Here is a 21,503-nt window from a genome sequence, read left to right on the forward strand (position 1 = left end):
ATTGATGACGCGTGTGGTCATTGCCTTCACCAGCTGCCCGAAGAGCCGCCGCCGCCGGACGAACCGCCACCGCCGGAAAAGCCGCCGCCACCGCTTGAACCCGACGACCAGCCGCCACCGGCCGAAGACCAGCCGCTGCTGGATGACCGCCGGCCTGGCTCGAATGTCATGCCCAGCCAGCGGTAGCGGCCGGGACCGAGTTTCTTGCCGAAGATCGGCGGCAGGATGGAGGCCGCCATGCTGCCGAAGAAGATGACCGCCCAGATGGTTATGAAGACGCCAAAGAACAGATTGTCCATGTCGACGGGCGGCTGCTCATTGCGCTTGCCGCGCGCCTCCAGTTCCTCCGGATTGCCTTCCAGCACCATCACCATGTCGTCGACGGCTTTGGAAATACCGCCGGAGAAATCACCGGCGCGGAAGGCCGGCACCATGTCGTTTTCGATGATCAGCTTGGTGTGCAGGTCGGTCAGCGTGCCTTCCAGCCCGTAACCGACCTCGATGCGCATTCTGCGGTCGTTCGGCGCCACCAGCAGCAGCACGCCGTTGTTTTCCTTGGCCTGGCCGAGTTTCCAGAAGCGGAACAGCCGGTTCGCATAGGGTTCGATCTCCTCGCCATCGAGACTGGGAATGGTGGCGACGACAATCTGGTCTGAGCCTTTTGCCTCGAAGTCGGCGAGTTTTCGGGTGAGTGCAGCTTCAGTGCCGGCGTCAATGATGCCGGCGCCGTCGACGACGCGCCCGGTCAGCGCCGGGAGATCGGCGGCAAAGGCGGTGAGGGGGAGGAAGAGGAGCGTGAGCAAGGCGCCGACGAAGGCGCTCCGGCACACCCCCCTTCGGCCTGCCGGCCAACTCCCCCTCAAGGGGGGAGATTGGCAGTCCCGCCGCTGGCGCTTCGCCTGCCACGTTGAAAATTGGCGAAAGAACAAAAAACAGCTGATCTCCCCCCTTGAGGGGGAGATGGCCGGCAGGCCAGAGGGGGGTGTGACGGAACTCAAGGTCAACAAAGACCAGACCCCGCTAACGCCTTTGCTTACCCGCCCTGCTTCGTGCCGAAATCGACCTTCGGCGGCTGCATCTTGTCTTCGTCGACGGTGAAGTTGGCGAAGGGCTCATTGCTGCGGAACCAGAAGGTTGCCCACAGCACCGAGGGGAAGGTCTTCAGCGTCAGATTGTAGTCCTTGACCGCCAGGATGTAGTCGCGCCGCGCCACTGCAATGCGGTTCTCGGTGCCTTCGAGCTGCGCCTGCAGGGCCAGGAAATTCTGGTTGGCCTTGAGGTCGGGATAGGCCTCTGACACCGCGATCAGCCGTGACAGCGCGCTGGTCAGCCCTGCCTGGGCATCCTGGAACTTCTTGAGGGCTTCGGGATCCTTCAGCGTTTCCGGCGTCACCGTGATCTGCGTTGCCTTGGCGCGCGCTTCGACCACCGCGTCGAGCGTGTCCTTTTCATGCGCCGCATAGCCCTTGACCGTCTCGACCAAATTGGGGATCAGGTCGGAGCGGCGTTGATACTGGTTCAGCACCTCGCTCCAAGCTGCCCTGGCGTTTTCCTCCGCCGTGGGAATCGTGTTGTAGCCGCAGCCGGCAAGCAGCGGCAGCACGATGGCCATCATCAGCACGGCCGGCAGGTTGCGGAAGGGGATGGCAAGGCGCTGGGCAAACATAATGTGGTCCCTCGACAGAAGTTGCATGCGAAGCATTAGCACAATCCGCGCTCAAGAAAATGTCTGCGGCTGGCGCGCACGCATGCGCTCGCGAGGCCCTGTGATTGACCGCGCGAACACGTTAAGGTCGCCGGCAAACAGGACAGGATCATGGCGCAACGCCAAGACGATGACAGCGAATCGCGCCGCATTATCGAGCGCGTGGCAAACGAGAGCGGCCCGGGCGGGACGTCGTTCATCGCGCGTGCCGCGAAAGGCGCGCGCGATCACGTCACCGCCGCCGAGGCCGACCGCTCCGATCCGATCGAGGTCTGGGGCACCCGCATTGGCCGAACGCTTGGCCTTATCTTCGCCCTCGGCTTGTTGATCTGGCTCGTGTATTTCGTCTCCCGGGGCAGCTAGAGCATGATCCTGAAAAGTGGGAACCGGTTTTCGGAAAAGATCATGCTCCAACAAAAGAAATGGATCAGGATGACGATTCAACGAAACGTTATCCTGACCTAGGAATTCCATGAACAGCGAAAAAGCCGACGCGCCGCGCGCGGTCATCGTCATTTCCAGCCATGTCGCCCGCGGCTCGGTCGGCAACCGCGCCGCCGTGTTTGCGCTGGAGACGCTGGGCTTCCCGGTGTGGGCGGTGCCGACGGTCATCCTGCCCTGGCATCCCGGCCATGGGCGGGCGACGCGCATCGTGCCGCCGCTCGACCAGTTCAAGGCGCTGATGGCCGATCTCGAGCGCGCGCCCTGGCTGGGCGAGGTCGGCGCCGTGCTGTCGGGCTATCTCGGCGAGGCCGGCCAGGCCGAGGCCGCCGCTTCGCTGGTTGCTGCGGTCAAGGCCAAGACGCCGGACGCGGTCTATATATGTGACCCGGTGATGGGCGATTCCGGCGGGCTCTACGTGCCCGAGCCGACGGCCGCCGCCATGCGCGACCGGCTGATGCCGATCGCGGATATCGCCACCCCCAACCGCTTCGAGCTGGAGTGGATGGCAGGGGCGCCCTTGCCCGACCTGAAATCGGTCATTGCAGCCGCCCTTCACGCAGGACCGCGCACCATGCTGGTGACGTCGGCGCCGTCGATGATGACCGGCGGCACCGGCAATCTGCTGCTTGATGGCACCCAGGCGCTGCTGGCCGAACACCGCCTGATCGACAAGCCGCCGAATGGGCTGGGTGACCTGACCGCTGCCGTCTACCTCGCCCGCATCCTGTCGGGACAGCCGCCGATCAAGGCGCTGCAGTCGACCACGGCCGCCGTCTATGAGATCCTGGCACGCACAGCCAAGCGCGGTGGCGACGAACTGCAGCTGGAAACCGATGCCCAGAGCCTGTCGCACCCGATGGCGATGGTGCAGATGCGCCATCTCACACATCCGGGGCGGGACCGCCGGGCGTGACCTCGGCCGTGATCGTCGGCGTCGACGGCTGCAAGACCGGCTGGATCGTCGTCCATCGCTATCCGGACACTGAGCCCTCGGTGACTGTCTTTCCAAGCTTCGCAGCCCTGCTCGACGCCTTGCCGGCCGATGCGACAGCGGCCGTCGACATGCCGATCGGCCTGCCGGATTTTTCGCAAAGAGGCGGGCGCGGACCGGAGGCGCTGGTGCGGCCGCTGCTTGGTGACAGGCAATCCAGCGTTTTCTCTATCCCGTCCCGCGCGGCCCTTTGCGCCGACACCAACGACTTCACCACGATCGAAGCCTGGTATGCAGCGCATCGCCGCGCCAGCGACGTAGCCAAGGCGACCTCCGACCCGCCGCGTGGCGTCTCGATCCAGGCTTTCGGCATCTTTGCCAAGATCCGCGAGATCGACGCGCTGCTGATTGCGCGCCCCGATTTGCGCAACCGCGTCTACGAATCGCATCCGGAAGTCGCCTTCTGCCGGCTGAACGGCAAACCGATGCGTTGCCGAAGAAGATCAAGGGCGTCGTCAATCCGGCTGGCATGGAAGAGCGCAAGGCGCTGCTGTGCCGACACGGCTACGAAAAGACCTTTCTCGATCAACCGCCGCCACGCGGCGCTGCCGCCGACGATTTCCTCGACGCAGCCGTAATGATGCTGATTGCCGGACGCATCGCCTGCGGCGAAGCAAGACCGTTTCCCGATCCACCACTTGCCGACCGTTTCGGCATTCCCGTCGCGATTTGGGCTTGAAGCAAGCCGTGAGCCATGCGCGCCGCATGACGATTTGCGACGAAGCCATCCGCAATTCGGCATTGCCCGCGACGGGCTTTTGCCGTTAGAGGCTTTCTCAACTGAAAACGAGCTGCCGTCTCCAACCCGGAAAGGCTCCGTCCTCCGCCCATGCCCCACCTCCCCGAACACCTTCTCAACGGCTATCGCAACTTCATGAACGGCCGCTATCTGACCGAGAGCGGACGCTATCGCGAACTCGCCCGCGAGGGGCAGTCGCCCGAAACCATGATCGTCGCCTGCTGCGATTCCCGCGCCGCCCCCGAGGCGATCTTCGACGCCGGCCCCGGCGAACTCTTCGTGTTGCGCAATGTCGGCAATCTGGTGCCGCCATACGCGCCGGATGGTGAGTTCCACTCGACCTCGGCCGCGCTCGAATTCGCCGTGCAGAGCCTGAAGGTGAAAAACATCGTGGTGATGGGCCATGGCCGCTGCGGCGGCATCCGCGCCGCGCTCGATCCCAATTCGGCGCCGCTGTCGCCCGGCGACTTTATCGGCAAATGGATGAGCCTGATCGCGCCGGCGGCCGAGACCGTGTCGTCCAGCACCTTCATGACGGCGACCGAACGGCAGACGGCGCTGGAGCGCATTTCCATCCGCTATTCGATTGCCAATCTGAGGACATTCCCTTGCGTTTCGATCCTCGAAGGCAAGGGACGGCTGGCGCTGCACGGCGCCTGGTTCGACATTTCGACAGGCGAACTTTGGGTGATGAACAAGGACACCGGCGACTTCGAGCGGCCTGATTTGACGTAGGAGGCGAGAAATGCGGGATTGGCGTGCGGTCCCTTTCGTCGTGGCAGTACTGACGCTGACGCTCACCCCAGCCCGCGCCGATGACGGCGCCATCATCGACCGTTGGTATTCGGCGCTGCTGGTCGCCGACCGCACCGAATTGTCGGACCTGCTCGCCGACGATGTCCGCATCAAGCTCGACGATCTCGGCGTCGTGCAGTCGAAGCAGGAATTCATCGCCTCGATCGACGAATGGAAGGGTGCGGTGGCCGGCGCCGCAATCCGCCATCGCATCGAAAAGAGCGAGGCCGGCGTCACCACGGTGATCGCCTGCTATGATTTCTCCAACAATGACATGCTGATGCAGGAGACGTTTGCCACCGGCAACCGCATCACCGCCAGTTCGCAAGCGGCGATCGCGGAAAATTGCGACGGCTTCTGACGCCAGCTTGAACAGCCGCGCTGTTGCGCCGCGCCAGGCATCGCCCTACATCGGTCAGCAAGCCCCCCAATCATCCATCGAAAGATCCCCCATGCCGTCCACGAAGACCGTCGACCTCGCCGCCCATCCGCTGACCAAATGGCAAGGGCCGCTCGGCCTGCCAGATTTCGTCAGCATTGGCGATGGCGATTTCTCCGCCGTGTTCGACGCGGCGCTCAAGGCGCACGAGGCCGAGATCGATGCCATTGCCGGCAACAAGGATGCGCCGACCATCGAAAACACGCTGGCAGCACTTGAGCTCGCCGGCAAGCCGCTCGACCATGTCTCATCGATCTTCTGGTGCCGGGCCGGCGCCCACACCAATGATCAAATCCAGGCGCTGGAGCGCGAGATTTCGCCAAAGATGTCGAGGCATTTCTCGGCCATCTCGATGAACGAGAAACTGTTTGCCCGCATCGACGATCTCTACCAGCGCCGTGAAAGCCTGAAACTCGACGCCGAGACGCTGCGCGTGCTGGAAAAGACCTGGAAAGGCTTTGTCCGTTCCGGCGCCAAACTCGATGCCGACGGCAAGAAGCGGCTGGCCAACATCAGCGAGGAGCTGTCCTCGCTCGGCACCACTTTCGGCCAGAACGTGCTGGCCGACGAGCGCGACTGGGCGCTGTTCCTCGATGAGGCAGACCTTGCCGGCCTGCCCGACTTCGTGAAGAGCTCGATGGCCGAGGCCGCCGAGACGCGCGGCCAGAAGGGCCGTTACGCCGTCACTTTGTCGCGCTCGATCTATGAGCCGTTCACCACCTTTTCCGAGCGCCGCGACCTGCGCGAGACCGCTTTCCGCGCCTTCACCATGCGCGGCCAGAATGGCGGCGCCAGCGACAACACATCCGTGGTGCGCGACATGCTGAAGCTGCGTGCCGAGAAGGCCAAGCTGCTCGGCTATGGCTCCTTCGCCGCGCTGAAGCTCGACGACACCATGGCCAAGACGCCGAAGGCCGTGCACGATTTGCTGGACCCCGTCTGGGAGAAGGCGCTGGAGAAGGCCGCCGCCGACCAGAAGGAGCTGGAGCGGCTGGCGACAGAGGCCGGCAGCAACGAGAAATTCGCCGCCTGGGACTGGCGCTATTACCAGGAGAAGTTGCGCGCGGAGAAATTCGCTTTCGACGAGGCGGAGCTGAAGCCATACCTGCAGCTCGACCGCGTCATCGACGCCTGTTTCGACGTTGCGACAAAACTGTTCGGCATCACCTTCGAGGAGAAGAAGGGCATTGCCGCCTGGCATCCCGACGCACGCACCTTCGTGGTGAAGAACGCGGACGGCAGTGAACGCGGCCTGTTCCTCGCCGACTATTTTGCCCGCTCCTCGAAGCGCTCGGGCGCCTGGATGAGCGCGCTGAAGTCCGGCTACAAGCTGGGCCACGGCTCCAAGCCGGTGATCTACAACATCATGAACTTCGCCAAGCCGCCGGCAGGCGAAGCTGCCCTGCTGTCGGTCGATGAGGCCAAGACGCTGTTCCACGAATTCGGCCATGCACTGCACGGCATGCTGACCGACGTCACCTGGCCGTCGGTGGCGGGCACGTCGGTCAGCCGCGATTTCGTCGAACTGCCCTCGCAGCTCTACGAGCATTGGCTGACGGTGCCGGCGGTGCTGGAAAAACATGCGCTGCACGTGAAGACTGGCAAGCCGATGCCGAAGGCGCTGCTCGACAAGATGCTGGCCGCCCGCACCTTCGGCGCCGGCTTCGCCACGGTCGAGTTTACCGCTTCGGCGCTGATCGACATGGCCTATCACGCGCGCTCGGATGCACCGAACCAGCCGCTTCAATTCGAAGCGGAAACGCTGGAGAAGCTACACATGCCTGACACCATCGCCATGCGCCACCGCACCCCGCACTTCGGCCATGTCTTCTCCGGCGACGGTTATTCAGCCGGCTACTATTCTTACATGTGGTCGGAAGTGCTCGACGCCGACGCCTTCGCCGCCTTCGAGGAAACCGGCGACCCCTTTGACCCGGCGCTGGCCGAACGGCTGCGCAAGAACATCTACGCCGCCGGTGGGTCGAAGGATCCGGAGGAGCTGTACACGGCGTTTCGTGGCAAGATGCCGTCGCCGGAAGCGATGATGGTGAAGCGCGGATTGGTGTAGCGCTGCATACTCTCCCCCCTCGAGGGGGAGATGGCCGCAAAGCGGCCAGAGGGGGGTCGGTCCGACCGGGCTCGACCTCCAGCGGCAGATGGAGGCTAGCGCTTCACGCGCAAGGACCCCCTCTGTCGCCTTCGGCGACATCTCCCCCTCGAGGGGGGAGATTACACCGCCCAAGGATCCTTGACCCTCGGCCACACCGGCCGCGTCAGCTTCTTGTAATCCGTCACCGCCGGATTGCTCGGGTACGAGCTCGGCGCCGACAGATAAATAATCTCCGCCGCGATCGGTTCGAAGCCGGCGTAGAAATGGTTGGTCGACTTGATCAGCAAAATGTTTTTGCGCATCGGATCGACGCCGATGTTGGAGAAAATATCCGGCTCGAAGGTTTGCGTGCGGTTGGTGTTGAGGATGATGTCGATTTCGGTGCCTTCGATGCGCACCACTGCCGTCGGCCCGAGCGTGACCCGGCTTGGCCCGAAACTCTGCCACCCCTCCGGAACCGCCTTCAACACTTTCACGCGCGCATCGATCGGTTCGCCGGCCAGCGGACCTGCCTTGCCGCCGAAGCGCAGGTCGATAACGGCGCCTTCGCCGGCCGCCTGGCAGAAGGTGACCGCGATCGGGTCCCAGATCGTCGCCACGCCGACATTGTCGATGCCGCGTGCCAGCATGGCGCGCAGCACGACGGTGCCGTCGCCGGCGACGCCGCCGCCGGGATTGTCCCATATGTCCGCGACGACCACCGGTCTGTTCGGGTTCTCCTTGCGCACGGCCAGCGCCCGATCAATGCCGTCCTCGGTGTTCAGCATCGTCATCGCCGTCTTTTCGCGCATGGCGTAGAGTTCGCGCCCCAGCTGCTCCGCCAGTGCATCGCCCTTGGCCTTGTCATTGTCGGTGACGACGAGGATGCGTGTGCCCATTTCCGGCACATCGGCCGCCATGAAGCCATGGATGACCGAGACCGACAGCACGCCGTCCTTTCCATGCAGCGCCTTGATGCGGTCGACAAAGGAGCGCATTGGCTCGCGGCTGGTCGGCAGCACCTGGATCATGCGGCAGTCGAAGGTCGAGATGACCGGCTTGATCTCGCCGCGCGCCGCCGCCAGCCCGAGCTCGACGACATGCTCGCCGCGCTCGTAGAAATCGGTGTGCGGGAATTCGAGGAAGTAGGCCATGATGTTTGACGCCGCGACGCGCTTCGGCGTCAGATGGCTGTGCGGATCGAGTTCCACCGCGATCACCACATCCGGCCCGACCATGGCGCGTGCCCGTTCAAGCAGGTCACCTTCGCAATCGTCATAGCCTTGCGCCACCATGGCGCCATGCAGGCCAAGAATGACGGCGTCGACCGGCAGCGCTGCCTTCAACTGGCCGAGAATCTCGTCGCGCAGCGCCTCATAGGTCTGCCGCTGCACCAGGCCGCCCGGCTCGGCCCAGGTGGCGGTGCCTTCGATGACGGTCAGCCCATCCTTGGCGGCACGCCGGCGCAGCGCAACCATTGGCGATGAGCACAGTGTCGGCGTGTCCGGATGTTTGCCCGGTCCGGCATAGAAGGCCATCTCGAACGACGCGCGATCGGTCGGCACCGGTGAGAAGGTGTTGGTTTCCGTCGCCAGCGAGGCGGTGAAGATGCGCATGGAAGCTCCGTAAGAAGGCTATTTGACCGCCCCGAGCGCCAGCCCCCGGACGAGATAGCGCTGCAGCCAGATGAACAGGATCGCCACCGGCAGCGTCGCCAGCAGCGTTGCCGCCATCACATGGTGCCATTCGATCGTGTAGCGGCCGGCAACCAGCGAGAACACCTGGATCGGCAGCGTGTAGCTTTCCTGGCTGCGCAGCATGGTCAGTGCGACGACGAACTCGTTCCATGCATTGATGAAGGTGAAGATGGCGGTGACCGCGATCGCCGGCAGGCAGAGCGGCAGGAACACTCTTCGCAGTGTCAGCCAGCGGCCGGCGCCCTCCATCCAGGCGGCTTCCTCGAGATCGCGCGGGATGGTGTCGAAATAGCTCTGCAGCATCCACACGGTGAAGGCGACGTTGAAGGCCATGTAGATGACCCCGAGCGCCGTGGTCGATTCGATCAGACCCCAGGCGGCCATCAGCCGGAACAGACCAAGCACCAGCACGATCGGCGAGATCATCTGCGAGATCAGCAGGAACTGGCGGAAGGCGCCATAGCCGGCAAAGCGAAACCGTGACATGGCGTAGGCCGCCGGAACCGAGATCAGGATGGCGCCGACCGTGGCGATGACAGAGACATAAAGCGAATTGGCAAGCGCCTGGCCGAAGCCGGTCGCCACCCACATGTCGGCGAAATTCGACCAGCGGAATTCGCTCGGCCACCAGGTCGGCGACAGCACTTCCTGCCTGGGCTTGACCGCGGTCAGGAACATCACGGCAAACGGAAAGACCGTCACCACCAGCAGCGGCGAAAGCAGCAGCCAGGCGATGATGGTGCGCTTCAGCTTGGGCGTCATGTCCGTTGCTCCCGCATGGCGAGGCGCACATAGATCATGGTGAAGATCAGCAAGATGGCGAACATCAGCAGCGACACCGCCGACGCTTCCCCCAGCTTGCCGATGCGGAAGGCCAGTTTGTAGAGATGGGTGACCAATATGTCGGTCGAGTTGGCCGGCCCGCCCTGCGTCATCACCCAGATGATCGGGAACGAGTTGAAGACGTAGATGGTGTTGAGCACGATGGCGATGTTGATGAACGGTTTCAGCAGCGGAAAAGTAATCTCGCGGAATTGCTGCAGCGGCGTCGCCCCCTCCAGTGCCGCCGCCTCGTAGAGATCGTCCGGGATCGACGACAGGCCGCCGAGGAAGATCGTCGTCGTGAACGGCACCGTCACCAATATGCCGATCAGCACCTGCATCGGAAATGCCGTCTCGGCGCGCGCCAGCCACTGGATGTTCTCATGGATCAAGCCGAGCCCGATCATCGCCGAATTCAGCATGCCGCTTTCACCGTTGAGCGCCCAGCGCCAGACCACCGCCGTCATCGTCAGCGACACAGCCCAGGGCAGCATGATGATGACGCGGGCAATGCCGCGGCCGTAGAAATCGGTGTTGAGGATCATCGCCACCGGCACCGACAGAAGCAGCGCGCCGCCGACCACCAGCACGGTCCACAGGCCGGTGCGCCAAAGCGCCGCCAGGAAATCAGGATCGGCGAGGAAGGCGGCGTAATTGGCGAAATTGTTGAATTCGCGCAGCTGGCCGAAGCGGCTGACATCATGCGTCGAGATCTGGATCAGGTCCCAGACCGGCCAGAAGATGACCACAGCCGCCAGCAGCAGGCTGGGCAAGGTCAGCATATAGGGCAAGAAGCGATTTTGCATCGGCCGGTTTTGTACCGTGTTGGACATCAGTGGCGCTGGCATCCCAGCTCGGATCAATCTTGCATATCGTTCTAGAGCAGCGCTTCAGGATTTGAGTTTCCTGCAGACGTTTGCGCTGACCCTCACCTGCCTGCCTGCCCGCCCTCCGCAACGGTTGCGGAAGGGAGCCCTTCCTCTCCCCCGTCGATCGGGGGAGAGGTGTCGAGCGTAGCTCGACGGAGTGGAGGTCGACCCTTGGGCGCAAGGCGAGGCGATGCTTGCGCCTGGTGCCCTTCCTATGTCGTTCGCGGCGGTTGCCAGGTGGTTCCCCCACTCCGTCTCGGCTTCGCCGAGCCACCTCTCCCCCCTCCGGAGGGAGAGGAAAAGTGGCGCGCCCCGATCTCTAGGGCGCGCCGGGCGCAGGGAGATACGCCCTATTTCTTCAGCACCGCGTTGGCCTTGTCAGCCGCTTCCTTCAGGCCTGCCTCTGGGTCGCCGCCGAGATAGATCTTCTGCATGGCATCCGAGGTGATCTGGGCGACTTCCTCCCAGCCCGGGATGACGGGCGCGAAGCGGGCATCGGGCAGAAGCGCCGTGAACGCCGCCAGATCGGCATTGTTGACGTAATAATCCATCTTGGCCTCTTCCTTGTTCACCGGCAGGAAGCCTTCGCCTTGCGTGAACTTGGCGCGCTGTTCGGTGGTGAACAGGAAGTCGAGCAGCTTCCACGCCTCATCCTTGTTCTTGGAGTTCTTGAACATGATGATGGAATCGGTGACGCCGTACGTGCCGCGCGCGCCGGTCGGACCGGCCGGAATGGCAGCCACGCCATATTTCAGGTTCGGCGCCTCGTCCTTGATCTGGTTGGAGAGGAAGGGTGCGGTGATCATCATGCCGACCTTGCCCTGCTTGAACAGGTTCTGGACGTCCTCGCGGTTGTTGGAGGTGACGCCCGGCTCGGTCAGACCCTCGTCGATCATCGACTTGTAGAGCTTGGCGGCTTCGAGCGCACCCGGCGTGCTCAAACCGGAAGTGCCGTCCTTGTTGAGGATCTCGGTGCCTTGCGACCACATCGCATAGTAGTAGTAGACGTCGGTCTCGATCTCCTTGCCCTGCAGGCCGAAGCCGAACGTGCCGGTGCCCAGCGCCTTGATCTTGCGCGCATCTTCCTGCAGTTCGGTCCAGGTCGCCGGCGGGTTGGCGATGCCGGCCTTCTCGAACAATTCCTTGTTGTAGTACATGGCGCGCGCCGAAGCGGCGATCGGCAGGCCGTAGGTCTTGCCCTCCATGATCGAGGGCGACAGGAAGGTGTCGATGAAGCGGTCCTTGAAGTCAGGCTTGATGTAGCCGTCCAGCGGCTCGGCGACATCCTGCTGGACGAAATCGATCAGCCAGCGCGTGCCGATGATCGACAGATCCGCATTGGTGCCGGCGGTGATGTCGGTGGTCAGTTTCTGCAGCAGCACGTCCCACGGCACCACTTCGAACTTGATGGTGATGCCCGGATTGGCGGCTTCGAATTCCTTCTTCACCGCCTCGAAATACGGCCCGGTCTTGGCGCTGTATTCGGCGACGGTGACGCGCACTTCGCCGGCGTCCGCCTGCGCCGTCAGCGCCAGCATGCTCATTCCGGCCATCAGGCCTATGGTCCATTTCGCAAGCGTCATATGATCTCTCCCATTTGGTGCGCGCCTGCGCTCTTGCGGCTTTCAGACGGCACAAGCTTTATGTGACTTTCCTACATTATCCATCATTTCGCGCTGCGCAAGCGGATTATCCTGTTGCTTAATTACATTTCTTAAAATAGCGTTTTGCGACTATCGTAGACCCCAGGGAGACGCGCAGGGTGGTTTCGAACGCCGAATTTGCAGGCAAGACTGTGCTGGTAACAGGCGCCGGCGGCGGCCTCGGCTCGGCCATCGTGGCGCTGCTGGCCGAGCGCGGCGCGCGCGTCGTCGGCTGTGACCAGTCGCAAGACCAGCTTGGCAGTGCGCATCTAGCGTCGCGCCACGTCTTCGACCTGCTCGACCGGGCTTCCATCGAAGCGGCGATACCAGCGATCCTTGAGAAAGACGGCGTCCCCGACATCCTGATCAACAATGCCGGCTGGACGCGCGCCGAGACGCTTGCGGCATTGACTCCCGACAAGATCGAGCATGAACTCGACCTCAATCTGACCGGGGTGATGCTGTTCGCCGATCCGCTGATCAAGGCGATGGCCGCGCGTGGTTCGGGCAACGTGGTTTTCATCTCCTCGGTCAATGCGATTTCCCATTTCGGCAACCCCGCCTATGCCGCGGCCAAGGCCGGCATCAACGCCTATGCGAAATCGGTTGCGGTTGAGCTCGGACGCAGCGGCCTGCGCGCCAATGTCGTCTGCCCCGGCTCGATCCGCACCGCCGCATGGGACCATCGCCTGGCCAAGAACCCTGATATTCTGGGCAAGCTGCAGCGGCTCTATCCGCTCGGCCGCATCGTCGATGCCGCGGAAGTGGCCGAGGCGGTGGCCTTCCTCGCCTCGGAACGCGCATCGGGCATAACAGGCGCGGTGGTGCCGGTGGATGCCGGACTGACCGCCGGCTTCCTGCCTTTCATCGACGATATTTTGGGAGCCTGACCATGACCGATGTCGAGTTCCGTGACCTGTCGAAATCCTTCGGACGCCACAAGATCCTCGAAAACATCAGCCTCGACATCAAAAGCAGCGAGTTCGTCGTTCTGGTCGGCCCGTCCGGCTGCGGCAAGTCGACCTTGCTGCGCATGCTGGCCGGGCTGGAGCCGATCACCTCAGGCGATCTGCTGATCGGCGGCGTGCGCGCCAACGATTTGCCGCCGCAGCAGCGCAACATCGCCATGGTCTTCCAGTCTTACGCGCTGTTTCCGCACCTTAAGGCGGCAGACAATATCGGCTTCGGTCCAAAGATCCGCGGCGAGGCGCGCCCGGCCATCGATGAGAAGGTCAAGAAGGCGTCGGGCATCCTCAACCTTTTCTCCTATCTCGACCGTTACCCCCGGGAATTGTCGGGCGGCCAGCGCCAGCGCGTCGCCATGGGCCGCGCCATCGTGCGCGAACCCTCGGTGTTCCTGTTCGACGAGCCGCTCAGCAATCTCGACGCCCAATTGCGCGTGCAGATGCGCACGGAGATCAAAGCGCTGCACCAGCGGCTGAAATCAACCATCGTCTATGTCACCCACGACCAGATCGAGGCTATGACCATGGCCGATCGCATCGTGGTGATGGACCGCGGCAAGATCCAGCAGGTCGGCGCGCCGCTGGAGCTCTATGACCGCCCCGCCAACAAATTCGTCGCCTCTTTCATCGGCTCGCCGTCGATGAGCTTCGTGTCCGGGGCGCTTAAGACCACGCCCGAGAAGACCTGGTTCGAGTCAGCCGGCGGTGGGCGGCTGGCACTCGGCGGCAAGACGGTGCCGGCAGGCAGCACGGTCGAGGCCGGCATAAGGCCCGAGCACTTCGTCATCGGCGAGGCCGCCGACGCGATGGCGATCAAGGTCGATGTCGTCGAGCCGACCGGCTCGGAAACCCATGTCTATGGCGCCATAGGTTCCGACACCGTGCGCGCCGTGTTCCGCGACCGGATACAGGTCAAGCCGGGTGAGATGCTGCCGGTCTCCGTCGCGCCGGGCAACATCCATCTGTTCGACACGGCGACAGGCCTGCCGCTATGAAGGCGCCGGTATGAAAACGAAAATCCAGGGATGAAGACGGCAACCCAGAAATGAAAACGCCGGCCGACATCATCACCCGCCTGCAGCTGATGTTGCAGGATGGTACGAAATCGGACCGCCGCCTGGCCGGCCTCGTGCTGACCGATCTCGACTTCGCCTCCAAGGCTGCGATCTCCGAGATCGCCGCGCGTGTCGGCGTCAGCGAGCCGACGGTCACTCGCTTCTGCCGCAATCTCGGCTGCGAGGGCTTGCGCGACTTTAAATTCTATCTGGCACAGGCCATCGCCATTGGCGGTCAGTATCTGTCGCCCGAGCCGCTCAGCCGTGACGCGCGCGAGCAGCGCATCGCCTCAGCCATCACCGAAGCGGCAATTGCCGCCATCCAGCGTGCCAGCGAAAACCTCGACATGAAGACGCTGGTGGGCGTCGCCGCGCGCATCGTCAATTCAGGCAATGTGCTGTGCATCGGCTCCGGCGGCATTTCCTCGATGATGGCGACCGAGATGCAGAACCGGCTGTTTCGGCTGGGCGTGCCGGTGCTGGCGCAGATCGACGGGCAATTGCAGCGCATGTATGCCGCGGTCGCCACATCAGAGACGACGCTGATCGCCTTTTCGGTGTCCGGCTATGCGCGCTCGGTCATCGATGCGGTCCAGGTTGCCCAGCAATATGGCGCCACCACCATCGCCATCACCCCGCCGGATTCCGCTTTGGCCAAAGCGGCCGACACTGTCATCCAGTTCCAGTCGCTGGAAGACGGCAACATCTACAAACCGACCTCGTCGCGCTATGCGTTGCTGTCGATCGTCGACATGATCGTCACCTCGGTCGCTGAGACGCGCGGACCCAGGGTTCTCGAAAATTTGCGCCGCATCAAGCAGAGCGTGAACACGCTGAAGGTTGATGATCCAAAGCTGCCGCTGGGGGATTGAGAGCTAGCCGCCGAGCACCTTGACGTTCGTCATCAACTCCGCCGGGTCGCCATTCACGCGCAGCGTCTTCAAACGAGCGGTAGCGCCCGCAACAACCGACACCGCCGATGCCGGGACGCCCAGCGCCTTGGCGACAAGTCTTTGCAATGCTTGATTGGCCGCGCCATTCTCCGGCACGGCGCGCACGCGCGCCTTCAAATAGCTTCGCCCGTCCGCCGATATTTCGACGCCTTCAAGCCTGTCCGCGGAAGACTTCGGCGTCAGCCGGACGAACAAGTCGATGCCATTCTCGCGGGTACGAAAAGGCGCGCTCAAGCGATCTTCGGCCTCACAGGACCAGCGGCGCTATCGTGGTGAGAATGAGCTGCCTGAGGAAGAACAGGAGCAAAAGCAGGATGATCGGCGAGATGTCGACCCCGCCAAGGTCGGGCATGAACCGACGGATCGGCCGCAGCGCCGGCTCGGTCAGCCGGTAGAGCATGTTGCCGATGCTGCTGACGAACTGATTGCGCGAGTTGACGACGTTGAAGGCATAAAGCCAGGAAAAGATCGCCGAGGCGATGATGATCCACCAGTAGATATCAAGCGCCATGACGATGGTCTGAATAAGGGCGAGCATGCCGGTCTCCAAATTGTCGCCGACATGTAGCCATTGCGCGCGGAACCGGCAAGGGCAGCCTTTGCACAGCACCTGTCGCTGCGCATCGCGGTAAGGGATTTCGGCAGGACAATGCCTTGACAGGAAACCGCAGCCTTCGATAAATGCGCCATCCGCTGGACGGGGCTGTAGCTCAGCTGGGAGAGCGCGTCGTTCGCAATGACGAGGTCAGGAGTTCGATCCTCCTCAGCTCCACCAGCGGAATTTTTTCCCCGAGCCTATCGCGCGCGCATCTCTGGAAGACAGTTCGACTCGGCGCCTGCTAAAGCCCGCCTTCGCTGCGAGATAAGGTGCCAAGGCAAGCGAATAGCTGGTCGTCAGATGATGATTTGTCGCGCTGCTTGGCGGTTTCCTCCCAGCGCGCCTTGGAAATGAACAGCAGCGTGCCCGAGCGGTGAGGCAAAGAGCCGATCGCGGCAGCTCATTCTCTTTCCGTCTCCAGCCCGCTCACCATGGTGTCGACGAAACCCAGCAGCTCGCCTTCGAGGTCGGTGGGCGCGAGGCCGACGAACCGGTCCTCAAGCGAGATGGCGACGATGCCGTGGACGGCGGAGAACAGGGTGCGCGCGCGGGCCAGCAGATCGTGCGAGTCCAGCGCGGGGAGCAGCTGGGCAAGCGGCTCGACCAGATGCTGGATCAGCACCGCATGTTCCGCCAGATGCCATTCGGGCACCGCCACGCCTGGCGCCATGCGGTGTTCGAACAGCGCCTTCCATGCCATGCGGTTGTCGCGGGCGAAGTCGAGATAGGCTTTGGCCAGCGCCTTCAGCCTCGCCCTTGGCTCTGCGGCGCCCGTCGCCTCCTGCTGCAAGACCTCTCCCAGCCGCGCCAGCGTCATCGAATTGACGTGCAGGATGAGCTCGTCGAGGTCGGCAAAGGCGGTGTAGAGCGCTCCCAGCGCGCAGCCGGCATCGGCCGTGATGTCGCGTGCGCGCAGCCCGGCGAGCCCCGAGGCTTGAATGCGCGCTTGCGCGGCCTCGATCAGCCTGCCCCTGAGATCCTCACGTTTGGCGTCCCGTTTTGCCGTCATTAACCGTCTTGCTCCGAAGTTCATGAACACCGTTCATTTTTCTCTTGAACGCCGTTCACGATGTGTTACGTTGCATTCGTGAACAGCGTTCATAGAGGAGAAACGAGAATGTTGAAACAGTTTTTTGCTCTCGTTCGCGGCCGCAGCTACGAAGCCGCCGAGGCGGTCGTCGACCGCAACGCGCTGGTGATCCTGCGCCAGCAGATCCGCGACTGCGCCGACGCCATCGCCGCTGCCCGCCGGGCGGTCGCCATTGCCATCGCCCAGAACGAACAGGAAGTCGCGCAGTTCAAGAAGCTGGTCGTCCGCATCGACGACCTGGAGAAGCGCACCATCGCCGCGATCGAGCAGGGACAAAATGAACTGGCCCGTGAGGCCGCCGAAACCATCGCCATGCTGGAAGCCGAACGCGATGCCTCCAGCGAGGCGCAGAAGAGCTTCAGCACCGAAATCGAACGGCTGAAGCGGATTATTCGCGTCTCTGAAATGCGCCTGCGTGAATTGCAGCGCGGCCAGCGCATCGTTGCCGCGGTCGACTCGACCCAGCGCCTGCGTGAAAGCGCTCCGGGCTCCAGCCTCTCGGCCCTCAAGGACGCCGAGGAGACGCTGCTGCGCCTGCGCACACGGCAAAAGCAGATCGACGCCACCGCGGCTGCCATGGCCGAGATGGAACAGTCGGGCGATCCGGCCGCGGTCAGCGAAAAGCTCGCGGCCGCCGGCTGTGGCGCCCCGTTGAGAAGCAGCGCCGACGCCGTGCTCGAACGGCTGGCGAAGACGATGACCAAGCCGGCCTGATTGTATCCGGCCTGAAACAGACCCGCGCCCAACCAACCTAACCCTGAAACGAAAGGATTATACCGATGACCCCCAACACCTACGCACCCAAGGACACAGCCGCCTGGAAGACATTCACCATGGCCAGTTTCGCCGTTGCCGCCTCGATGATGGCCGGCGGCATCTACTTCATGGAGGCAAGCTTCGCCGCCAAGGGGTTCTATGCCATGGCCGCCATCATGCTCGTGCACACCTCGATCACCATCACCAAGACGCTGCGCGACGCGGAAGAGGCAAGCCGCTTCATCAACCGGCTGGAAGACGCCAAGACCGAGAAACTGCTGATGGATGTCAGCCGCAGTAACGAAGTGTAACCGGGTTCCCGCTAAAACAAGGCTCAAACCGCGCAAGACCGCTGATCAATCCCAACAGGATTTCACCGGTCTTGCCCAATGGAAGTCGCCGCTATGGAAATCGCTCCGATCAACCGTCCCACAGCTCATCTGATGACGTCCCGGCGCTTTGCGCCTTTGTTCTGGACGCAGTTCCTGTCCGCCTTCAACGACAATTTCCTGAAGAACACGCTGGTGTTCCTTATTCTGTTCACGCTGGCGGCGGATCAGGCGGCGTCTCTGGTCACTCTGGCGGGCGCCGTCTTCATGGCCCCCTTCCTGTTCCTGTCCGCGCTTGGCGGTGAGATTGCCGACCGCTTCGACAAGGCGCTTATCGCCAAGCGACTGAAATTCGCCGAGATCGCCGCCGCAGGTGTCTCCGTCGTCGGCATCGCGCTGTCGTCCATTCCTGTGCTGATGGTGGCGCTCTTGATGTTCGGCATCATCTCGGCGCTGTTCGGGCCGATCAAATACGGCATCCTGCCGGATCACCTCGAGCGCAAGGAACTGCCCAAGGCCAACGCCTGGATCGAGTCCGCCACCTTTGCTGCCATCCTCGGCGGCACCATTGCCGGTGGCGTCGTTTCGGCCGATGGCATCGGCGTCACAGTGTTCGGACCGATCATGATGGCGCTCGCCGTCGGCTGCTGGCTCGTCAGCCGCTACATCCCGTCGACCGGTTCGGCGGCGCCCGACCTCGTCATCGACAGGAACATCTTCCGCTCGACCTGGCGTCAGGTCGCCGAATTGCGCACCGACATGCGCATCTGGCGCGCCGGCCTGATGACCTCGTGGTTCTGGCTGATCGGCGCCATCGTGCTGTCGATCCTGCCGACACTGGTCAAGGATTCGCTCGGCGGCAACGAAATGGCGGTCACCGTCTATCTCGCCGTGTTCGCCGTCTCGATCGCCATCGGCTCGGCCATTGCCGCCTGGATGTCGCAGGGCCGCATCGTGCTTCTGCCGGCACCGGTTGGCACGGCGCTGCTGGCGCTATTCGGTCTGCATCTGGCCTGGACCATCTGGAGCATGCCGCCTTCGCTCCAGGCAGAAACCCTCGGCGCATTCTTCGCTGGCCCGAACACGATCCGCGTCGCCATCGACCTTGCCGGCATGGCCATTGCAGCCGCCTTCCTGGTGGTGCCGACCTTCGCCGCCGTGCAGGCCTGGTCGCCCGAGGCGCGCCGCGCCCGCGTCGTCGCTGCCGTCAGCATCGTCAATGCCGGCTTCATGACCGTTGGCGGTGTTGTCGTCGCCGTTATCCAGACGAAAGTCTCCACCGGTGGCATTCTGTTCGGCCTCGCCGCGGCCAATGCGATTGCTGCCTGGCTGATGTTGAAATTCCTGCCGACCAACCCCTTCCGCGATTTCGTCTCCATACTGTTCCGCGCCTTCCTGCGCCTGGAGGTCGAGGGCATGGACAACCTCAAGGCAGCCGGCAAGGCGCCGATCCTGGCGCTCAACCATGTCAGCTTCCTCGACGGTCCGCTGGCGCTGACTTTGACCGACGAAGAGCCGGTCTTCGCCATCGACTACTTCATCGCCCAGGCCTGGTGGATGAAGCCGTTCATGAAACTTGCCCGCGCTTTGCCGCTCAATCCGGCCAAGCCGATGTCCACCCGCACGCTGATCAAGGTCGTGCAGGCTGGCGATCCGCTGGTCATCTTCCCGGAGGGCCGCATCACTGTCACCGGTGGCCTGATGAAGGTCTATGACGGCGCCGCCATGGTTGCCGACAAGACCGGCTCGATGGTTGTGCCGGTGCGCATCGACGGGCTGGAGAAGACCTACTTCTCGCGGCTGAGCTCGCAGCATGTGCGCCGTCGTCTGTTCCCAAAGGTCAAGGTGACCATTCTGGAACCGGTCAAGCTCGAAGTGCCGCAGGAGCTGAAGGGCCGCAAGCGCCGCGCCGCGGCGGGCTCTGCCCTCTACCAGGTGATGTCGGATCTCGTCTTCCGCACCCAGGACATCGACAAGACCGTGCTGGAAAAGATCATCCAGACAGCCAACGAACGCGGCATGAAGCAACTCGCCGTGGAAGATCCGGTCACCGGTTCGCTGAGTTACGGCAAGCTGTTGACCGCTGCCGCCGTGCTCGGCGAGAAGTTCGAGCACCTCTATGCCGATCAGCAGACGCTGGGCATCATGCTGCCCAACGCCAACGGCGCCTGCGCCGCGCTGCTCGGCGTCATGTCGGCCGGCAAGGTTCCGGCGATGATGAACTTCACCGCCGGTGCGGCCAACATCCTGTCAGCCTGCAAGGCGGCCGAGGTGAAGACCGTGCTCACGTCCCGCGCCTTCGTCGAACAGGCAAAACTCGGCGCCGTGGTCGAGGAACTTGGCCGCTCGGTCGACATCGTCTGGCTCGACGATCTCAGGACGACCATCGGCCTGAAAGACAAGTTGCTCGGCCTGCTGCGCAAGTCGACGCCACGCGCGCCCCGCAAGCCTGATGATCCCGCGGTGATCCTGTTCACCTCGGGTTCGGAAGGCACGCCCAAGGGCGTGGTGCTGACCCACCGCAACATCCTGGCCAACGCCGCCCAGGCCGCGTCGCGCATCGACTTCCATTCGGGCGACAAGGTGTTCAACGTGCTGCCGATCTTCCATTCCTTCGGCATGACCGCGGGCACGGTGCTGCCGCTGATCTCGGGCGTGCCGGTGTACTTCTACCCCTCGCCGCTGCACTACCGCATCGTGCCGGAACTGATCTACGCCTCGAACGCGACGATCATCTTCGGCACCGACACCTTCCTCAGCGGCTATGCGCGCACCGCGCACCCCTACGACTTCCGCTCGATACGCTATTGTTTTGCCGGCGCAGAACCGGTCAAGGCAGCGACGCGCATGACCTACATGGAGAAGTTCGGCGTGCGCATCCTCGAGGGCTACGGCGTCACCGAAACGGCACCGGTCATCTCGATCAACACGCCGATGTACAACCGCTCCGGAACCGTCGGCAAGATCATGCCCGGCATGGAATATCGCCTCGACCCGGTGCCTGGCGTCGACGATGGCGGACGGCTGTTCGTGCGCGGTCCCAACGTCATGGCGGGCTATCTCCGGGCCGAGAAGCCCGGCGTGCTCGAACCGCTTGAGAATGGCTGGCATGATACAGGCGACGTCGTCGCCATCGACGAGGGCGGCTTCATCACCATTCGCGGCCGCGCCAAGCGCTTCGCCAAGATCGGCGGCGAGATGATCTCGCTGGCGGCTGTCGAGGCTTTGGCCGGCGAATTGTGGAAGGGCTCGCTGTCGGCGGTCGCGACCGTGCCGGATGCACGCAAGGGTGAAAAGCTGATCCTGATCACTGAGGCCCCCGGCGCCGTTCGCGCGGATTTCCTCGCCTTCGCCAAGGCCAATGGCGCCATGGACCTTATGGTGCCGGCCGAAGTGCGGATTGTCCCGAAGGTGCCGGTGCTCGGCTCCGGCAAGCTCGACTTCGCCGGCGTGACCAAAATGGTGCGCGACGAAGAGGCCATGAAAACCAAGGCCGCCTGATCGGGGCGGCTCGACAGAAACAA

The 21,503-nt window shown here is 63.3% G+C and carries 20 protein-coding genes, 1 tRNA gene and 1 pseudogene; 13 read left to right on the forward strand and 9 right to left on the reverse strand.

Annotated elements, in window-relative coordinates:
- Window positions 1–26: 26 nt before the first annotated feature.
- Together AC1DXM_RS19645 and AC1DXM_RS19650 are read right to left on the reverse strand one after the other, a co-directional pair.
- Window positions 27–863 carry a TPM domain-containing protein gene (locus AC1DXM_RS19645; RefSeq protein ID WP_477235344.1) on the reverse strand — a complete coding sequence of 279 codons (837 nt, stop codon included), beginning with the start codon at window positions 861–863 and terminating at the stop codon, window positions 27–29.
- Window positions 864–1,033: 170 nt separating this feature from the next.
- Window positions 1,034–1,666, reverse strand: coding sequence for a LemA family protein (locus AC1DXM_RS19650; protein ID WP_477235623.1), 633 nt, complete (start codon window positions 1,664–1,666; stop codon window positions 1,034–1,036).
- Window positions 1,667–1,816: 150 nt separating this feature from the next.
- On the opposite strand from AC1DXM_RS19650, the gene AC1DXM_RS19655 reads away from it, so the two are divergent.
- The 6 genes and pseudogenes from AC1DXM_RS19655 (at window position 1,817) to AC1DXM_RS19680 (ending at window position 7,181) form a co-directional block, all read left to right on the forward strand.
- The gene (locus AC1DXM_RS19655) at window positions 1,817–2,068 is read left to right on the forward strand and encodes a hypothetical protein (protein WP_477235346.1); all 252 of its coding nucleotides are present in this window, start codon (window positions 1,817–1,819) and stop codon (window positions 2,066–2,068) included.
- Between the two features lie 109 nt (window positions 2,069–2,177).
- Window positions 2,178–3,062 carry a pyridoxal kinase PdxY gene (gene pdxY / locus AC1DXM_RS19660; RefSeq protein ID WP_477235348.1) on the forward strand — a complete coding sequence of 295 codons (885 nt, stop codon included), beginning with the start codon at window positions 2,178–2,180 and terminating at the stop codon, window positions 3,060–3,062.
- Window positions 3,059–3,819, forward strand: a pseudogene (locus AC1DXM_RS19665) (DUF429 domain-containing protein). Before pdxY ends, AC1DXM_RS19665 begins: the two are co-directional and overlap by 4 nt.
- Window positions 3,820–3,969: 150 nt before the next feature.
- Window positions 3,970–4,614 carry a carbonic anhydrase gene (locus AC1DXM_RS19670; RefSeq protein WP_112561294.1) on the forward strand — a complete coding sequence of 215 codons (645 nt, stop codon included), beginning with the start codon at window positions 3,970–3,972 and terminating at the stop codon, window positions 4,612–4,614.
- A 10-nt stretch (window positions 4,615–4,624) separates the two neighbouring features.
- Complete coding sequence (locus AC1DXM_RS19675) at window positions 4,625–5,035, forward strand: nuclear transport factor 2 family protein (protein ID WP_477235350.1); 411 nt, start codon at window positions 4,625–4,627, stop codon at window positions 5,033–5,035.
- Between the two features lie 91 nt (window positions 5,036–5,126).
- Window positions 5,127–7,181 carry a M3 family metallopeptidase gene (locus AC1DXM_RS19680; protein ID WP_477235352.1) on the forward strand — a complete coding sequence of 685 codons (2,055 nt, stop codon included), beginning with the start codon at window positions 5,127–5,129 and terminating at the stop codon, window positions 7,179–7,181.
- Window positions 7,182–7,342: 161 nt separating this feature from the next.
- On the opposite strand, the gene AC1DXM_RS19685 is transcribed toward AC1DXM_RS19680, so the two are convergent.
- The 4 genes from AC1DXM_RS19685 to AC1DXM_RS19700 form a co-directional block, all read right to left on the reverse strand.
- The gene (locus tag AC1DXM_RS19685) at window positions 7,343–8,818 is read right to left on the reverse strand and encodes a M81 family metallopeptidase (RefSeq protein WP_477235354.1); all 1,476 of its coding nucleotides are present in this window, start codon (window positions 8,816–8,818) and stop codon (window positions 7,343–7,345) included.
- A gap of 18 nt (window positions 8,819–8,836) precedes the next feature.
- Window positions 8,837–9,661, reverse strand: a complete 825-nt coding sequence (locus AC1DXM_RS19690) for a carbohydrate ABC transporter permease (protein ID WP_477235356.1) — start codon at window positions 9,659–9,661, stop codon at window positions 8,837–8,839.
- Window positions 9,658–10,527 carry a carbohydrate ABC transporter permease gene (locus tag AC1DXM_RS19695; RefSeq protein ID WP_192254888.1) on the reverse strand — a complete coding sequence of 290 codons (870 nt, stop codon included), beginning with the start codon at window positions 10,525–10,527 and terminating at the stop codon, window positions 9,658–9,660. Before AC1DXM_RS19695 ends, AC1DXM_RS19690 begins: the two co-directional genes overlap by 4 nt.
- A gap of 413 nt (window positions 10,528–10,940) precedes the next feature.
- Window positions 10,941–12,173: an ABC transporter substrate-binding protein gene (locus tag AC1DXM_RS19700; protein WP_477235358.1), complete on the reverse strand. Its 1,233-nt coding sequence runs from the start codon at window positions 12,171–12,173 to the stop codon at window positions 10,941–10,943.
- Between the two features lie 179 nt (window positions 12,174–12,352).
- On the opposite strand from AC1DXM_RS19700, the gene AC1DXM_RS19705 reads away from it, so the two are divergent.
- The 3 genes from AC1DXM_RS19705 to AC1DXM_RS19715 are packed head-to-tail and all read left to right on the forward strand — an operon-like array spanning window position 12,353 to window position 15,125.
- A complete protein-coding gene (locus AC1DXM_RS19705; RefSeq protein ID WP_477235360.1) occupies window positions 12,353–13,123 on the forward strand; it encodes an SDR family oxidoreductase in 771 nt (256 codons plus the stop codon).
- Window positions 13,124–13,125: 2 nt separating this feature from the next.
- Window positions 13,126–14,193, forward strand: coding sequence for an ABC transporter ATP-binding protein (locus AC1DXM_RS19710; protein ID WP_477235361.1), 1,068 nt, complete (start codon window positions 13,126–13,128; stop codon window positions 14,191–14,193).
- Between the two features lie 50 nt (window positions 14,194–14,243).
- Window positions 14,244–15,125, forward strand: coding sequence for a MurR/RpiR family transcriptional regulator (locus tag AC1DXM_RS19715; RefSeq protein WP_112561284.1), 882 nt, complete (start codon window positions 14,244–14,246; stop codon window positions 15,123–15,125).
- Between the two features lie 3 nt (window positions 15,126–15,128).
- Here the strand turns inward: AC1DXM_RS19715 and AC1DXM_RS19720 are convergent, their stop codons facing one another.
- Both AC1DXM_RS19720 and AC1DXM_RS19725 read right to left on the reverse strand, forming a co-directional pair.
- Window positions 15,129–15,440 carry a DUF167 family protein gene (locus AC1DXM_RS19720; RefSeq protein ID WP_477235363.1) on the reverse strand — a complete coding sequence of 104 codons (312 nt, stop codon included), beginning with the start codon at window positions 15,438–15,440 and terminating at the stop codon, window positions 15,129–15,131.
- A 13-nt stretch (window positions 15,441–15,453) separates the two neighbouring features.
- Window positions 15,454–15,744, reverse strand: a complete 291-nt coding sequence (locus tag AC1DXM_RS19725; protein WP_477235365.1) for a YggT family protein — start codon at window positions 15,742–15,744, stop codon at window positions 15,454–15,456.
- Window positions 15,745–15,905: 161 nt separating this feature from the next.
- Here AC1DXM_RS19725 and AC1DXM_RS19730 point away from each other — a divergent pair.
- Window positions 15,906–15,981, forward strand: a tRNA-Ala gene (locus AC1DXM_RS19730).
- Window positions 15,982–16,204: 223 nt separating this feature from the next.
- Here AC1DXM_RS19730 and AC1DXM_RS19735 read toward each other — a convergent pair.
- A complete protein-coding gene (locus AC1DXM_RS19735; protein WP_477235367.1) occupies window positions 16,205–16,813 on the reverse strand; it encodes a TetR/AcrR family transcriptional regulator in 609 nt (202 codons plus the stop codon).
- A gap of 108 nt (window positions 16,814–16,921) precedes the next feature.
- On the opposite strand from AC1DXM_RS19735, the gene AC1DXM_RS19740 reads away from it, so the two are divergent.
- From AC1DXM_RS19740 to AC1DXM_RS19750, 3 genes are all read left to right on the forward strand, one after another.
- Window positions 16,922–17,608: a PspA/IM30 family protein gene (locus AC1DXM_RS19740; protein WP_477235369.1), complete on the forward strand. Its 687-nt coding sequence runs from the start codon at window positions 16,922–16,924 to the stop codon at window positions 17,606–17,608.
- 65 nt (window positions 17,609–17,673) lie between these two features.
- A complete protein-coding gene (locus AC1DXM_RS19745) occupies window positions 17,674–17,961 on the forward strand; it encodes a YiaA/YiaB family inner membrane protein (protein WP_477235371.1) in 288 nt (95 codons plus the stop codon).
- Window positions 17,962–18,054: 93 nt separating this feature from the next.
- Entirely contained in the window at window positions 18,055–21,480 is a 3,426-nt protein-coding gene (locus AC1DXM_RS19750; RefSeq protein ID WP_477235373.1) for an acyl-[ACP]--phospholipid O-acyltransferase, read from the forward strand.
- Window positions 21,481–21,503 lie beyond the last annotated feature (23 nt).

It is taken from the genome of Mesorhizobium sp. P3_A2, assembly GCF_056403115.1.

What these genes read in the sequence shown, in the direction of transcription:
- AC1DXM_RS19670 (WP_112561294.1), top strand. Translation starts at nt 3,970, where the DNA reads ATGCCCCACCTCCCCGAACACCTTCTCAACGGCTATCGCAACTTCATG.
- AC1DXM_RS19740 (WP_477235369.1), top strand. Translation starts at nt 16,922, where the DNA reads ATGTTGAAACAGTTTTTTGCTCTCGTTCGCGGCCGCAGCTACGAAGCC.
- AC1DXM_RS19695 (WP_192254888.1), bottom strand. Translation starts at nt 10,527, where the DNA reads ATGCAAAATCGCTTCTTGCCCTATATGCTGACCTTGCCCAGCCTGCTG.
- AC1DXM_RS19750 (WP_477235373.1), top strand. Translation starts at nt 18,055, where the DNA reads ATGGAAATCGCTCCGATCAACCGTCCCACAGCTCATCTGATGACGTCC.
- AC1DXM_RS19735 (WP_477235367.1), bottom strand. Translation starts at nt 16,813, where the DNA reads ATGACGGCAAAACGGGACGCCAAACGTGAGGATCTCAGGGGCAGGCTG.
- AC1DXM_RS19680 (WP_477235352.1), top strand. Translation starts at nt 5,127, where the DNA reads ATGCCGTCCACGAAGACCGTCGACCTCGCCGCCCATCCGCTGACCAAA.
- AC1DXM_RS19745 (WP_477235371.1), top strand. Translation starts at nt 17,674, where the DNA reads ATGACCCCCAACACCTACGCACCCAAGGACACAGCCGCCTGGAAGACA.
- AC1DXM_RS19675 (WP_477235350.1), top strand. Translation starts at nt 4,625, where the DNA reads ATGCGGGATTGGCGTGCGGTCCCTTTCGTCGTGGCAGTACTGACGCTG.
- AC1DXM_RS19715 (WP_112561284.1), top strand. Translation starts at nt 14,244, where the DNA reads ATGAAAACGCCGGCCGACATCATCACCCGCCTGCAGCTGATGTTGCAG.
- AC1DXM_RS19725 (WP_477235365.1), bottom strand. Translation starts at nt 15,744, where the DNA reads ATGCTCGCCCTTATTCAGACCATCGTCATGGCGCTTGATATCTACTGG.
- AC1DXM_RS19700 (WP_477235358.1), bottom strand. Translation starts at nt 12,173, where the DNA reads ATGACGCTTGCGAAATGGACCATAGGCCTGATGGCCGGAATGAGCATG.
- AC1DXM_RS19650 (WP_477235623.1), bottom strand. Translation starts at nt 1,666, where the DNA reads ATGTTTGCCCAGCGCCTTGCCATCCCCTTCCGCAACCTGCCGGCCGTG.
- AC1DXM_RS19655 (WP_477235346.1), top strand. Translation starts at nt 1,817, where the DNA reads ATGGCGCAACGCCAAGACGATGACAGCGAATCGCGCCGCATTATCGAG.
- AC1DXM_RS19685 (WP_477235354.1), bottom strand. Translation starts at nt 8,818, where the DNA reads ATGCGCATCTTCACCGCCTCGCTGGCGACGGAAACCAACACCTTCTCA.
- AC1DXM_RS19710 (WP_477235361.1), top strand. Translation starts at nt 13,126, where the DNA reads ATGACCGATGTCGAGTTCCGTGACCTGTCGAAATCCTTCGGACGCCAC.
- AC1DXM_RS19690 (WP_477235356.1), bottom strand. Translation starts at nt 9,661, where the DNA reads ATGACGCCCAAGCTGAAGCGCACCATCATCGCCTGGCTGCTGCTTTCG.
- pdxY (WP_477235348.1), top strand. Translation starts at nt 2,178, where the DNA reads ATGAACAGCGAAAAAGCCGACGCGCCGCGCGCGGTCATCGTCATTTCC.